A 12063-nucleotide genomic window follows, 5' to 3' on the forward strand; every position below is an offset into this window, starting at 1 on the left:
GAATCGCTTTTGTGGTGTCTTTCCAGACCACAACCCATGTTGCCTTTGTCGGCCTCGCCCCACTAGATGCGGGGCCGCCAACAGGGATTTGAAATGACCGCGACCCACTCCACCCGCATGCTGATCCTCGGTTCCGGGCCGGCCGGCCTGTCCGCCGCCATCTATGGCGCGCGCGCCGGCCTGTCGCCGATCGTGGTGCAGGGCATCCAGCCCGGCGGGCAGCTGATGACCACCACCGATGTCGAGAACTATCCCGGTTTCCGCGAGGTGATCCAGGGGCCGTGGCTGATGGAGGAGATGCAGGCGCAAGCCGAGCATGTCGGGGCGCAGATGATGTACGACACGATCGTCGAGGTCGACCTCTCCAGCCGGCCGTTCCGCATGGTCGGCGATGGCGGGACGGTGTATCTCGGCGATACGCTGGTGATCGCGACCGGGGCCCAGGCCAAGTGGCTGGGGCTCGACAGCGAGGAGGCGATGAAGGGCAAGGGCGCTTCAGCATGCGCCACCTGCGACGGCTTCTTCTACCGCGGCAAGAAGGTCGCGGTGATCGGCGGCGGGAATACCGCGGTCGAGGAAGCGCTGTACATGACCAACCATAGTCATGACGTGACGCTGATCCATCGCCGCGACAGCCTGCGCGCCGAGAAGATCCTGCAGGACCGGCTGTTCGCCAATCCCAAGATCACCACGCTGTGGAACAAGGAAGTGGTCGAGTTCGTCGGCGGCGGCGATCCCGAGGGGCTGGTAGCATTGCGGCTGAAGGACACGGTCACTGGCGAACTCTCCGAGATCGAGGTCGAGGGCGGGTTCGTGGCGATCGGGCATCATCCGGCGACCGAGCTGTTCCGCGGGCATCTGAAGCTGGATTCGGACTCCTATATCGAGGTCGAGACGGGGACGACGCGGACCAGCGTGCCGGGCGTGTTCGCGTGCGGCGACGTGATGGACAAGGTGTACCGTCAGGCGATCACCGCGGCGGGCACGGGCTGCATGGCGGCGCTCGATGCCGAGCGCTTCTTGGCCGAAGCCGATTTCGAGGCGGTGGCCGAGGCGGCGGAGTAGCTCATCGCTTCTTCTTCGCGAGGTTGTGGGCGACGGCGGCTTCGACCAGCGTTTTGAAGGCTTGCGGGTCGACGTCCTCGCCCTCTTTCAGGTCGATCGCGCGGCGGGTGCCGCCTTCGAGGCTGGCGTTGAAGATGTTGGCCGGATCGGGCAGCGCGGCGCCGTTGGCGAAGGTGAGTTTGACGTAGCCCTTATAGACCTCGCCGGTGCACAGGATGCCGGCATGCTCCCACACCGGCACGCCGTGCGGGTTGGTCGGCTTCACCCATTTGACGGTTTCCTCGACCTGCGGGTCGGCTTCGTGGATCAGGCGGCGCAGACGGGCGAGGGTGGCGCCGCGCCAGTCACCGAGGGCCGCGAGGCGGGCGTCGATGCGTTCGGAGGGGGTGGGGTCGGTCATAGGCGTTCTCCCGGCAGTCTGGCCGCCTGTTCGATCCACGACGCGAGCTGGGCCGTGGGGAAATCGTCGGTTTCGTGGATGTGGAAATAGCGGGTGTCGCCGCTCTTCGACGCGACCGGCGGGACGGGCAAGAGCGACTGGCCGCGGAAGAAGGTGATCTTCACATAGCGGTCGAAGCAGTGGAAGACGAGGAACCAGCTCTTTTCCGCGACGCCGTAAAAGGGCGAGTTCCATTTGACCGCCTTGCGCACGCCGGGGACGGTCAGCTCGATGAGCGCGTCGAGCTGGCGGCCGACCGCGTGTTTCCAGCCGGGCATGGCGTCGATGTAGGCCTGCACCGGGGCGTCGCCGTCGCCCTTGGCGATCTGCGGGTTGCCGCCGGAGAGGAGGACGGGCTTGTCGGGGTCGGTCATGCGGGGATGCTGCCGGGCAGGTTGACGAAGTTGACAGTTTTGCAGGGTTGTCGGGCCGAAGCGACTGCGAGGCGACGGGTTTGCGACCGCGACGCGACGGGAACGCGACAGTGGCGCGACAGTGCGGCGACAGTGACGCGACACTTGGGCGACGGGGTTTGCGGGGGGAGGGCGCGGGCTGGCATCGGGTGGTTCCGGCTGTGGCTGGCGGCGGGAGGCTAGGCCGGATCGGAGGGTGTAGGAAAGTTGTTTTGCGGGCGTGGCTTGTGTCCAATTCCTTGTCCCGGAGGGAGAGGTGGCATCGCGGAGCGATGACGGAGGGGTAGCCTCCGCTCGCGGGCCGGTCGCTTGTGGCGACCTACCCCTCCACCGCGCAGGCGCGGTCCCCCTCCCCCTCCGGGGGAGGACTTAGCTGGGTCTGGGGTGGTCGATCTCACGCAGCAGCCAGGCGCGGGCGTGGGCTTCGTCCTTGCGTTCATAGACTTCGTAATGGACGCCGGGGATCAGCGCGCCCTCGATCCGGCTGAGCGTGCGGACCCATTGCGCGTCGGCGACGATCGCGACGCGATCGATCGCGCGGATCAGGCGGATGAGGAGCGGCCAGTGGCTGAGCTCCGCCCCGACCGCGCCGAGCGAAACCGAGGGCGAGCCGCGGACATCGGCGAGGATGTCGAGGTGCGGCGCGGCGTCGAGGACCGCGGCCATGCGCTCAAGCGCGGGCGCGATGTCGGCGGCGGTGAAATGGCCCTCGGCGGTGATAGCGATAGCGCGCGGGGTGTGGGTTGGGTGAAGGTGAGCGGCACTGTTGATCTCAATATCCACAGCTTTCGTTTTCAATATTTCCCTGCGGCTTGTCGAGCGGAGCTGCTTCTCACATTCTCCGCATCGGGTGGAGGCCACAATGACGACCCGGTACGATCGGCGAAAAGCCAAGCGAGAATTGAACTGGAAACTGTCAAATCAGACGGTTCAAAAAATCCTTCGGGCGGAGTTGGAAGCAGGTCGCGGAACGGAGATATATCGGCTTGAACGGACTGATAATGGTGAGCCGAGGTATTTTAATATATCTGCGATGCGGCCTTGGGTCGAAGCCAACATTGAGGTCGGTGCATTTCCGCTAGACTATGAGCGTGCGGCCCGATTGATCCAGACGGGTGCCGTGGACATGGATCATCTTGAGAACCACACCATTCAAACGGAGCTCAAGCCAATAATCGTTTGCCGAGAAGGCGGCGGCCCGGCACAAGATCAGATTGTTGATGGAGCGCATCGCTTCGTAGCACTTCATATGGGTGCAGCCGCATTCGGTCTTGGCGGAGGCATTCCAGGCTACCTGGTGTATCCAGCAGATTGGAAACAGTTCTTGGTTCCACCGAAGATCGCCGAGCGTATTTTCAAGTTCTAGATCGCGGTCCGCATTGTGCTATTTATTGGTTCTTCGATTGAATCCACCGGTCTGCGAACGAGGATGATCGCATTGGACTCTACCCGCCGCCTTTCAGTCGAACTGCCCGAGGATATCGCCGATGCCGTAGAGGCGCGTGTGAGCACAGGCGAGTATGCAAGCGTTAGCGCGGTGATCGAGGACGGGTTGCGCGCGTTGGCGGAGCGGGACGACGAATTGTTGCGCGATCCGGCGGTCGAGAAATGGCTGCGGGAAGAAGTCGTGCCGGAGGCGCAGCGGGTGCGTGAGGGGAAGGCGCGGCTCTATTCGCCGGAGGAAGTTCAAACGCGGCTCGACGCGCTCCACGCAAGGACATTGCGCGGCGAATGAGGCGCTATCGAGTCGGGTATTCCGACGCTGCTCAGGCGCAATTGCTCGATCTTTATCGGTACGTGGCGAGTGAGGCCGATCCGCATGTCGCCTATCGCTTTGCCCAGCGGATCAAGGCGCAGTGCGAGAAACTCGGTACCTTCCCGTTGCGGGGGACGCCCCGCGATGACCTGATGCCAGGGTTGCGGACGCTGTCGTTCGAGCGGCGGGTGGTGATCGGGTATATTGTGGACGATGATGCGGTGTGGATCGTCGGCGTGTCTTATGGCGGGCGGGATCTGGCGGGGGCGTTTGAGGGCGGGCTGTGAGCCGCTTCCTGTCGCGTTGAAGAAGAAGCTGGACCCCGGCTCAAGGCCGGGGTGACGGGTTGGGGTCAGGCGGGGATGCTGACGAAGCTATCCATCACCCGCTTCCTACCCGCCGCTTCGAACTCGATCTCCAGCTTGTTGCCTTCGATCTCGACGATTTCGCCATAGCCGAACTTCTGGTGGAAGACGCGCAGCCCAAGCGACAGGTCGTCGCGGCCCTTGTTGCCCAGACTGACGGCGCTGGCGCGGCTTTCGACGATGCGTTTGGGGGCGGTGGTGAAGCTGGAGCTGGGCGCGGCGGCGCGTTGCCAGCCGGGGCCTCGGCCGGTGCCTCTGCCCACGTTCGCAAAGGGGTCGGCGTGTTCGCTCCAGTTGGCTCGCCATAGCGACGCGCCGCCGGTCATGGTGGATTCCTCGTCGATATGCGGCTTGGGCAGCTCGCCGACGAAGCGGCTGGGGATGCTGCTGGTCCACTGGCCGTAGATGCGGCGGTTGGCGGCGTGGAGGATGGTGGCTAGGCGGCGGGCGCGGGTGATCGCGACATAGGCGAGGCGGCGTTCCTCCTCGAGGCTGGCGAGGCCGCCTTCGTCGAGGGCGCGTTGCGAGGGGAACAGGCCTTCCTCCCAGCCGGCGAGGAAGACGGTGTCGAATTCGAGGCCCTTGGCGGCGTGGATGGTCATGATGGTGACCTTGGGCTCGTCGGCGCTGGCGTCATTGTCCATGACGAGGCTGACGTGTTCGAGGAACGCGCCGAGCGATTCATATTCCTCCATCGCGCGGACGAGCTCGTTCAGGTTTTCGAGGCGGCCGGCGGCTTCGGCGGTGCGGTCGGCCTGCCACATGGCGGTGTAGCCGCTTTCGTCGAGCAGCTGGCGCGCGAGCTCGGCATGGGGGAGCTGGCTCGCCATGTCACGCCAGCGGGCGATGTCGCCGACGAAGCTGCCGAGCGCGCGGCGGGCTTGCGGGGTCAGCTCGTCGGTGTCGAGGATGCGGGCTGAGGCGGTGAGGAGCGGGAGGCCCTCGGCGCGGGCGAGCTGGTGGATGCGGGCGATCGCCTTGTCGCCGAGGCCGCGTTTGGGGACGTTGACGATGCGTTCGAAGGCGAGGTCGTCGGCGGGCTGGTGGACGAGGCGGAGATAGGCGAGCGCGTCGCGGATCTCGGCACGCTCGTAGAAGCGGAAGCCGCCGACGATGCGATAGGGCAGGCCGATGGCGATGAAGCGGTCTTCGAACTCGCGCGTCTGGTGCTGGGCGCGGACGAGGATGGCGAAGGCTTCGAGGCTCTTGCCTTCGCGGAGCCGGGCGGATTCGATGTCCTCGCCGACGCGGCGGGCCTCCTCCGGGCCGTCCCATACGCCGATGACGCGGACCTTTTCGCCGCTGTCGGCCTCGGTCCACAGCTCCTTGCCGAGGCGGCCGGAGTTGTTGGCGATGACGCCGCTGGCGGCGGCGAGGATGTGGGGGGTGGAGCGGTAATTCTGTTCCAGGCGGATGACCTTGGCGCCGGGGAAGTCCTTTTCGAACTTGAGGATGTTTTCGACCTGCGCGCCGCGCCAGCTGTAGATCGACTGGTCGTCGTCGCCGACGCAGCAGATGTTCTTGCGCTCCTGCGCGAGCAGCCGGAGCCAGAGATACTGGACGCTGTTGGTGTCCTGATATTCGTCGACCATGATGTAGCGGAAGCGCTGCTGATACTGTTCGAGCACGTCGCGGTGCGTGCGCAATATGGTGAGCATGTGGAGCAGCAGGTCGCCGAAGTCGCAGGCGTTGAGCGCGCGCAGGCGGTCCTGATATTGCTGGTAGAGCGACTGGCCCTTGCCGTTGGCGAATTGCTCGGAGTCGCCGGCGTCGAGCATCTGCGGCGTGAGGCCCTTGTTCTTCCATTGGTCGATCAGGCCGCCGAGCTGGCGGGCGGGCCAGCGTTTCTCGTCGAGATCGTTGGCCACGATGAGCTGCTTGAGCAGGCGGAGCTGGTCGTCGGTGTCGAGGATGGTGAAGTTGGACTGGAGCCCGACGAGTTCGGCGTGGCGGCGTAGCATCTTGGCGCCGATCGCGTGGAACGTGCCGAGCCAGGGCATGCCCTCGACCGCGTCGCCGACGAGATTGCGGACGCGCTCTTTCATCTCGCGCGCGGCCTTGTTGGTGAAGGTGACGCTGAGAATTTCCGACGGGTAGGCGCGGCGGGTCCATAGCAGGTGCGCGAGGCGGGCGGTGAGCGCGGCGGTCTTGCCGGTGCCGGCGCCGGCGAGGACGAGGACCGGGCCGTCGGTGGTGAGCACGGCCTCGCGCTGCGGTTCGTTGAGGCCGCGGATGTACGGGGGGTCGTCGGGGCTAGGCGCAGGCAGAGTCATGGCGAACAGTTAGGGAACGCGGGCGGCGCGGGCAAGTTTCGCGTTCGGGTATGGTTTTGGGGCGAACGGGCGGAACGGCGGGTAACGGGGTGGACGGGCGCGGTTGGGGTGGTCAGGGGCGCGGGCCATGAAGAAACTCATCGCTATTGCCGCCTTGTTGTTCGCATCGCCCGTGCTGGCGCAGGGGCCGGAGTCGCTGGATCAGCTGGAGCCGGGCGGGGGCGAGGTGCAGCTGGAATGGCTGGGCGATTTCGGCGGCGAGGGCGAGCAGGGGCTGGAGCTGCTGTTCGGGGTTTCGGACATGCTCGTGATCGGGGCGGAGGCGGAGTTCGAGGGGCCGCGCGAAGGGCTGGTGTTCGAGGAAGCTTCGGCGGTGGTGATGTGGCGCTTTGCCGATCCCGGGGATGTGCCGGTGGGCCTCGGGCTGATGGGCGAGGTGGCAGTGGACCGCGGCGGGCGCGTGTCGGGGCTGGAAGCGCGCGGGATCGTCGAGGTGCAGCGCGGCGGCTGGTGGCTGCAGGGCAATGCGATGCTGCGGCATATGCGCGAGGATGGCGAGCGGGGGACAGGGCTGGCCTATTCGGCTTCGGTGCAGCGCGATGTCGGCGGACTGTTCGTGGGGATCGAGGCTTCGGGGCAGGCGGTGCGGCTGGGTGGTGAGTTCGGGCTTGGTCACTATGCCGGGCCGAGCGTGACGTTCGAGCATGAGTTTGGCGACGAGCGCGAGGTCGAGATCGGGCTGGCGTGGCTGGAGCGGCTGAAGGGCGACGGCGCGCCGTCGGGGCCGCGGGTGTTCGTGCAGTTCACCTTCTGAGGGCGTTGACGCGGGCCGGGTGAGCGCCGACATGCGGCGTCATGATCGACAAGCTCAAGGGCCGCTTCACCCCGCGCCGGATCGCGCTGATCGTCGCGCTGGCAGTGATCGTCGCGTGGGCCGGCTGGCGCACCGGCGCGTTCGAGGGACAGCCGCAGAAAAAGCCGTGCGAGGCCGGGCGCAAGGAGATCAAGGACAATATGGGCAAAGTGATTCAGGTGATCCGCACCACCTGCGGCACCGCGAAGGATTGACCTCACCGCTGACGTAGCGGAAAGCCGTCCGATAATTTCGGAGGGGGCATGATGGACGCGGATCGGGCACGGCAGCGGCGCGCGCTGTGGGCGAGCTTTGTCGGCACGGGAATCGAATTCTACGATTTCTACATCTACGCCACCGCCGCGAGCCTGGTGTTCGGGCAGATCTTCTTTCCCAAGGGCGACCCCGGCGTGCAGCAGATGGCGGCGTTCGCGACGCTGGCGGTGGCGTTCTTCGCGCGGCCGGTGGGGGCGGCGGTGTTCGGCCATTATGGCGACCGCATCGGGCGCAAGGCGACGTTGGTCGCGTCGCTGCTGACGATGGGGCTTTCGACGACGTTGGTGGCGTTCCTGCCGACCTATGAGATGGCGGGCTGGATCGCGCCGCTGGCGCTGTGCGTGCTGCGCTTCGGGCAGGGCTTTGGCTTGGGCGGCGAATGGGGCGGGGCGGCGTTGCTGGCGGTGGAGAATGCGCCGCCGGGCTGGCGCGCGCGGTTCGGCGCGGCGCCGCAAATGGGTGCGCCGGCGGGGTTCATCGCCGCCAATGGGCTGTTCCTGCTGCTCGGGCTGATGATGACGCCGGCGGAGTTTGCCGACTGGGGCTGGCGGATTCCGTTCCTGCTTTCGGCGGGGCTGGTCGCGGTGGGGCTGTGGGTGCGGCTCAAGCTCACCGAGACGCCCGAGTTCAAGGCGAGCCTGGCCGAAGCGCCGCCGCCCAAGGTGCCGCTGGGCGAGGTCGTCTCCAAGCATGGCAGCGCGCTGCTCGGGGGGACGATCGGCGCGGTGTGCTGTTTCGCGGTCTATTATATCGCGACGGCATTCCTGCTCGGCTGGGGGACCAAGACGCTGGGTTATTCGATGCGCGACTTTCTGGGGTGCCAGCTGGCCGCGATCCTGTTCATGGCGGGCGGCATCTATTTTGCGGCGTGGCTTGCCGATGCGAAGTTCGATCCGCGCCGCGTGCTGGCGGGCGGGTGCGTGCTGGTCGCGCTGAGCGGGTTCACGATCGCGCCGCTGATGGGCGCGGGGTTGCCGGGCGTGTTCGTGTTCCTGTCGCTGCTGCTGTTCGCGATGGGCTTCGTCTATGGTCCGCTCGGCGCATGGCTGCCCGGGCTGTTCCCGCCGCGCGTGCGCTACACCGGCGCGTCGATGACGTTCAACATCGCCGGCGTGATCGGCGGCGGGCTGACGCCGCTGATCGCGCAGGCGCTGGCGCTGCGGGGCGGGCTGGCACCGGTCGGCTGGTATCTGAGCGCGGCCGGGCTGCTCAGTTTGATCGCGCTGGTCGCACTTCGCCGCCAAGCGGCTGAAACTGCGGATTGACTTGCCTTAACGGATCGTTCTTCGCATTTTTCCTCAAGAAGCTGGAATCGAGGCAAGGGTGCGAGCGGCCAATTCCCCGGACTGGGACGATGTCTTCATGGCGGCGGCGCTCGAGCCGCACCGGTGGATGGAGTCGCTCGACCTGATGGCGAGCCGCACCGGCGCGTCGCACGGCCAGCTGATCGGGATCGGCGGCGCGCGCGACGTGCCGTTCAACCTGATCACCAATTCGGATGGCTGGCCGATGGACGAGCTGGTCGAGGCCGGTGGCTATGGCGCGGACGTCAATTTTCGTGTTGCCGCCAACGCCAGTTCGCTGATGCGCGGCCATTATGATCCGGTGCTGCACGAGGATCATTATGACTCGGTCACGCCGGGGCTGGCGTCGCGCAGCTATGTCGACTTTTGCGACGCGATCGACATCCCGCATGGCTGCCAGACCAATCTGGTGCTCGACGGGGTGGGGCTGATCGGGCTGGCGACGCTGCGCAAACGGCGCGAGGGGCGCACCACGCCAGCGCAGCGGCGGACTTTCGCACGGGCGGCGGCGGCGGCGCGGCGCGCGGTGCGGCTGCAGGAACGGCTCGAAGGGCAGCAGGCGATGCTGCTGGCCGGGGCGTTCGACGCGCTCGCGCTGACCGCGTTCATCATCGACGCGCGCGGGCAGTTGCTCGCGCACACGGCAGCGGCGGACGAGCGGTTGCGTGCCGGCGACGTCTACCTGCGCGACGGCGTGCCCCATGCGCCGGGTATGCCCTGGCCGCTGAGCCGCGCGATCGCGGCGCTGACCGCGGACGACGGGACGGCGCATGTGCAGCTGCGCATCGACCTGCCGGCGGGGCGGGCGCCGCTGTTTCTCGAAGGGTTCCGGCTGCCGCCGCGGCCCTGGTCGCTCGGGCGGCTGCCGCACGCCATCCTGGTCGCCCGGCAGCCGCGCCGCGACCGTGCCGGCGTGATGGCGTTCCTCGCAGCGATCTATGGCCTGACCAGCGCGGAGGCGGACATTGCGATCCGCCTGTTCGAAGGCAAGCCGCGCGGCGAGATCGCCGCCGAGCGCGGCGTGACCGTGGAGACGCTGCGCGGGCAGATCAAGTCGCTCTATGCCAAGACCGGCGCGGACGGCGAGGCGGCGCTGGTGCGCGTGCTGGCGGTAATTCTCGCTTAAAGGGCTCGGTTGGACGCATATCCCCCGCTTGGGGGATGCGGCGATGCAGCATAAAAGGCATCATGCTGAGGTCCGGCCGTTGCACGCCGTCGGACGGCTACGCCGGGAGTTTTCGGGCTCCCGTGGGGCGCAGGGTGGCAGCGTAACGCCGTCCTGCGCCCTTTACGGCTAGCGGTCAGGGGTAAAGCTGGCGGGCGTGCAGGACGCGCAGAATGCGCACCCGATCTTCGTTGACGTGATAGACGATTATGTAATTGGGATGCACGATCGCTTCGCGTGTGCCGGGTTGGCGGCCAGAACGATAAGCGAATGGAAGCGACGCAGCGCGTTCGGCACCCTCGACGATCAATTGCTCAAGCCGTTCTGCCGCGGCTCGATTGCGCTCCGATACGAAGATGAAGAGGTCCCGCAGGTCGCGTCGGGCTTCGGAAGCCCATGTGAGCTTACGCACCGCCGTGTTTTTCGATGATAGCGCGGATTTCGGCCTTCATCTGTTCGTGAGAAATATCGGGTTCTGTGGAGTTGAGTGCGGCCTCGACCTGCGCGCGAAACCATTTGTCATAGGCTTGCGCGTCTTCCTCGGTCTCGAACTCCGAGTAGATTGGATCGAGCTTTCCCATTCGGGCAATATACCCGCTGCCGGGGTGGACGACAAGTTGGGCGAATGTGGTCGGGGAGAGAGGATTCGAACCTCCGGCCCCTGCCTCCCGAAGGCAGTGCTCTACCAGGCTGAGCTACTCCCCGACGGAGTGCCAAGTCCTTTGAAATGCCCCGGGTTGGGCGGACCGGCTTTCGCTTGGAGCGGGGCCTATAGCCAGCCGTATCGCGGCGCGCAAGCACTCAACGCCAGGGATTTTTCAGCTGCTGCGCGCGGCGAGCATGGCGTCGATGCTGGTGAATTTCTCGCGCGGGGCGCCGTCGCGGGCGGCGGCGATCTCGGCGGCTTCGATCTTCTGCCAGTCGCGGAAGGTGACGACATCGGCACCGCGCGATTCGAGCAGCGCGTCGAGGCCGGCGCGGCCGCGCTTGCGGCTGTTGGGTTCGGTGTCCTCGGCGATCTTCTCGACGATCGCGAAGCCGTCGGGGCGGTTGGTGCCGATCGTGCCCGTGGGGCCGCGCCGCGCCCAGCCGACCGCATAGAGGCCAGGCAACACGCGGCCTTCGGCATTGGCGAAGCGGCCGGCGCGGTCGTCATAGGGCACGCCCTCGATCGGCGGCGTGCGATAGCCGATGCACGACACGACCAGGCTGGCGGGGACGGCATAAGTCTCGCCGGTGCCGACCGCGGCGCCGCGCTCGTCCAGCCGAGTGCGCTCGACGATCACGCGCTCGACCTTGCCGTCGCCTTCGATGCGGACGGGCATGGCGTAGAAGTCGAACACGATGTGCACCGGCTTTTCGACATGCGCGGCGGCGAAGTGGCGCAAATGGGTGACCGACTTGCGGTGGCCGGGTTCGAGCATCGCGTCGTCGAGTTCGGGCGGGAGGTCGGCGGGGTCGATCACCGGGGCGGCGCGCTGGAGTTCGCCGAGCTCGCCAAGTTCCTTGGGCGTCATGTTGATCTGGTGCGGGCCGCGGCGGCCGAGCAGGGTGATCGTCTCGACCTTCGCGCCGTCGAGTGCGGTGAGCGCGTGGCCGACAATGTCGCTGCCGGCGAACTCGGCCTGGGTCTTCGCAAGCACGCGCGCGACGTCGAGTGCGACATTGCCGTTGCCGATCACGACCGCGCCGGGGCCGTGCAGCGACGGGTTCAGATCGGCGAAGTCGGGATGGCCGTTGTACCAGCCGACAAAGGCGGCGCTGCCGGTGACGCCGGGCAGGTCGGCGCCGGGGATGTCGAGCGGGCGGTCGCGCGGCGCGCCAGTGGCGAGGACAACGGCGTCGTAGAGCTGGAGCAATTCGGGGATCGACACCTGCTCGCCGATGGTGATGTTGCCGACGAAGCGGACATTCTCGCTCAGCGCGGTGGTTTCGTAGCGGCGCGAGACCCCCTTGATCGACTGGTGATCGGGCGCGACGCCGGTGCGGATCAGGCCGAACGGGACCGGCAGGCGATCGATGATGTCGACGCGGACCTGATCGCCGAACTGCTTTTGTGCAGCCTCGGCGGTATAATAGCCGGCCGGTCCCGATCCGATCACCGCGATATGACGCATGCAGACCCTCCCGCTATTTTCAGAGGAGCGTAGCGGC

The 12063-nt window shown here is 66.8% G+C and carries 15 protein-coding genes and 1 tRNA gene; 8 read left to right on the forward strand and 8 right to left on the reverse strand.

What is annotated here, in order from left to right:
- The first annotated feature begins 93 nt into the window (after window positions 1-93).
- Window positions 94-1065 (forward strand): thioredoxin-disulfide reductase, encoded by a 972-nt coding sequence (gene trxB, locus M9978_RS00525; RefSeq protein ID WP_254290837.1) that lies wholly within the window; start codon window positions 94-96, stop codon window positions 1063-1065.
- A 1-nt stretch (window position 1066) separates the two neighbouring features.
- On the opposite strand, the gene M9978_RS00530 is transcribed toward trxB, so the two are convergent.
- The 3 genes from M9978_RS00530 to M9978_RS00540 all read right to left on the reverse strand — a co-directional run bounded on the left by M9978_RS00530 (window position 1067) and on the right by M9978_RS00540 (window position 2700).
- The gene (locus M9978_RS00530; protein ID WP_254290838.1) at window positions 1067-1465 is read right to left on the reverse strand and encodes a DUF1801 domain-containing protein; all 399 of its coding nucleotides are present in this window, start codon (window positions 1463-1465) and stop codon (window positions 1067-1069) included.
- Complete coding sequence (locus M9978_RS00535; RefSeq protein WP_254290839.1) at window positions 1462-1878, reverse strand: DUF1801 domain-containing protein; 417 nt, start codon at window positions 1876-1878, stop codon at window positions 1462-1464. Before M9978_RS00535 ends, M9978_RS00530 begins: the two co-directional genes overlap by 4 nt.
- Before the next feature lie 408 nt (window positions 1879-2286).
- Window positions 2287-2700, reverse strand: coding sequence for a SpoIIAA family protein (locus tag M9978_RS00540; RefSeq protein ID WP_254290840.1), 414 nt, complete (start codon window positions 2698-2700; stop codon window positions 2287-2289).
- Between the two features lie 79 nt (window positions 2701-2779).
- Between M9978_RS00540 and M9978_RS00545 the strand changes: the two genes are divergently transcribed.
- The 3 genes from M9978_RS00545 to M9978_RS00555 all read left to right on the forward strand — a co-directional run bounded on the left by M9978_RS00545 (window position 2780) and on the right by M9978_RS00555 (window position 3960).
- Window positions 2780-3283: a hypothetical protein gene (locus M9978_RS00545; protein WP_254290841.1), complete on the forward strand. Its 504-nt coding sequence runs from the start codon at window positions 2780-2782 to the stop codon at window positions 3281-3283.
- Window positions 3284-3346: 63 nt separating this feature from the next.
- Window positions 3347-3652: a ribbon-helix-helix domain-containing protein gene (locus M9978_RS00550; RefSeq protein ID WP_254290842.1), complete on the forward strand. Its 306-nt coding sequence runs from the start codon at window positions 3347-3349 to the stop codon at window positions 3650-3652.
- On the forward strand, window positions 3649-3960 hold the full coding sequence (locus M9978_RS00555; protein ID WP_254290843.1) for a type II toxin-antitoxin system RelE/ParE family toxin: 312 nt from the start codon (window positions 3649-3651) through the stop codon (window positions 3958-3960). Before M9978_RS00550 ends, M9978_RS00555 begins: the two co-directional genes overlap by 4 nt.
- 65 nt (window positions 3961-4025) lie before the next feature.
- Here the strand turns inward: M9978_RS00555 and M9978_RS00560 are convergent, their stop codons facing one another.
- Window positions 4026-6311: an ATP-dependent helicase gene (locus M9978_RS00560; RefSeq protein ID WP_254290844.1), complete on the reverse strand. Its 2286-nt coding sequence runs from the start codon at window positions 6309-6311 to the stop codon at window positions 4026-4028.
- A gap of 127 nt (window positions 6312-6438) precedes the next feature.
- Here M9978_RS00560 and M9978_RS00565 point away from each other — a divergent pair, with 127 nt between their 5' ends.
- From M9978_RS00565 to M9978_RS00580, 4 genes are read left to right on the forward strand one after another with little or no spacing between them, the layout of a single operon-like run.
- Entirely contained in the window at window positions 6439-7125 is a 687-nt protein-coding gene (locus M9978_RS00565; protein ID WP_254290845.1) for a hypothetical protein, read from the forward strand.
- 41 nt (window positions 7126-7166) lie between these two features.
- Complete coding sequence (locus M9978_RS00570; RefSeq protein ID WP_254290846.1) at window positions 7167-7379, forward strand: hypothetical protein; 213 nt, start codon at window positions 7167-7169, stop codon at window positions 7377-7379.
- A gap of 51 nt (window positions 7380-7430) precedes the next feature.
- Window positions 7431-8705 (forward strand): MFS transporter, encoded by a 1275-nt coding sequence (locus tag M9978_RS00575; RefSeq protein ID WP_254290847.1) that lies wholly within the window; start codon window positions 7431-7433, stop codon window positions 8703-8705.
- 58 nt (window positions 8706-8763) lie between these two features.
- Window positions 8764-9870, forward strand: coding sequence for a helix-turn-helix transcriptional regulator (locus tag M9978_RS00580; RefSeq protein WP_254290848.1), 1107 nt, complete (start codon window positions 8764-8766; stop codon window positions 9868-9870).
- 175 nt (window positions 9871-10045) lie between these two features.
- Here the strand turns inward: M9978_RS00580 and M9978_RS00585 are convergent, their stop codons facing one another.
- The 4 genes from M9978_RS00585 to M9978_RS00600 form a co-directional block, all read right to left on the reverse strand.
- A complete protein-coding gene (locus M9978_RS00585) occupies window positions 10046-10321 on the reverse strand; it encodes a type II toxin-antitoxin system RelE/ParE family toxin (protein WP_254290849.1) in 276 nt (91 codons plus the stop codon).
- The gene (gene relB, locus M9978_RS00590; RefSeq protein WP_254290850.1) at window positions 10314-10490 is read right to left on the reverse strand and encodes a type II toxin-antitoxin system RelB family antitoxin; all 177 of its coding nucleotides are present in this window, start codon (window positions 10488-10490) and stop codon (window positions 10314-10316) included. Before relB ends, M9978_RS00585 begins: the two co-directional genes overlap by 8 nt.
- Before the next feature lie 47 nt (window positions 10491-10537).
- Window positions 10538-10614, reverse strand: a tRNA-Pro gene (locus M9978_RS00595).
- 113 nt (window positions 10615-10727) lie between these two features.
- Entirely contained in the window at window positions 10728-12026 is a 1299-nt protein-coding gene (locus M9978_RS00600) for an FAD-dependent oxidoreductase (protein WP_254290851.1), read from the reverse strand.
- Between the last annotated feature and the right edge of the window lie 37 nt (window positions 12027-12063).

Origin of the sequence: Sphingomonas tagetis (genome assembly GCF_024211275.1) — a bacterium.
Taxonomy (GTDB): Bacteria; Pseudomonadota; Alphaproteobacteria; order Sphingomonadales; family Sphingomonadaceae; genus Sphingomonas; species Sphingomonas tagetis.

Coding starts and splice junctions, on each gene's coding strand:
- M9978_RS00570 (WP_254290846.1), top strand. CDS start 7,167: ATGATCGACAAGCTCAAGGGCCGCTTCACCCCGCGCCGGATCGCGCTG.
- M9978_RS00560 (WP_254290844.1), bottom strand. CDS start 6,311: ATGACTCTGCCTGCGCCTAGCCCCGACGACCCCCCGTACATCCGCGGC.
- M9978_RS00600 (WP_254290851.1), bottom strand. CDS start 12,026: ATGCGTCATATCGCGGTGATCGGATCGGGACCGGCCGGCTATTATACC.
- M9978_RS00575 (WP_254290847.1), top strand. CDS start 7,431: ATGGACGCGGATCGGGCACGGCAGCGGCGCGCGCTGTGGGCGAGCTTT.
- trxB (WP_254290837.1), top strand. CDS start 94: ATGACCGCGACCCACTCCACCCGCATGCTGATCCTCGGTTCCGGGCCG.
- M9978_RS00550 (WP_254290842.1), top strand. CDS start 3,347: ATGATCGCATTGGACTCTACCCGCCGCCTTTCAGTCGAACTGCCCGAG.
- M9978_RS00535 (WP_254290839.1), bottom strand. CDS start 1,878: ATGACCGACCCCGACAAGCCCGTCCTCCTCTCCGGCGGCAACCCGCAG.
- M9978_RS00545 (WP_254290841.1), top strand. CDS start 2,780: ATGACGACCCGGTACGATCGGCGAAAAGCCAAGCGAGAATTGAACTGG.
- M9978_RS00565 (WP_254290845.1), top strand. CDS start 6,439: ATGAAGAAACTCATCGCTATTGCCGCCTTGTTGTTCGCATCGCCCGTG.
- M9978_RS00530 (WP_254290838.1), bottom strand. CDS start 1,465: ATGACCGACCCCACCCCCTCCGAACGCATCGACGCCCGCCTCGCGGCC.
- M9978_RS00555 (WP_254290843.1), top strand. CDS start 3,649: ATGAGGCGCTATCGAGTCGGGTATTCCGACGCTGCTCAGGCGCAATTG.
- relB (WP_254290850.1), bottom strand. CDS start 10,490: ATGGGAAAGCTCGATCCAATCTACTCGGAGTTCGAGACCGAGGAAGAC.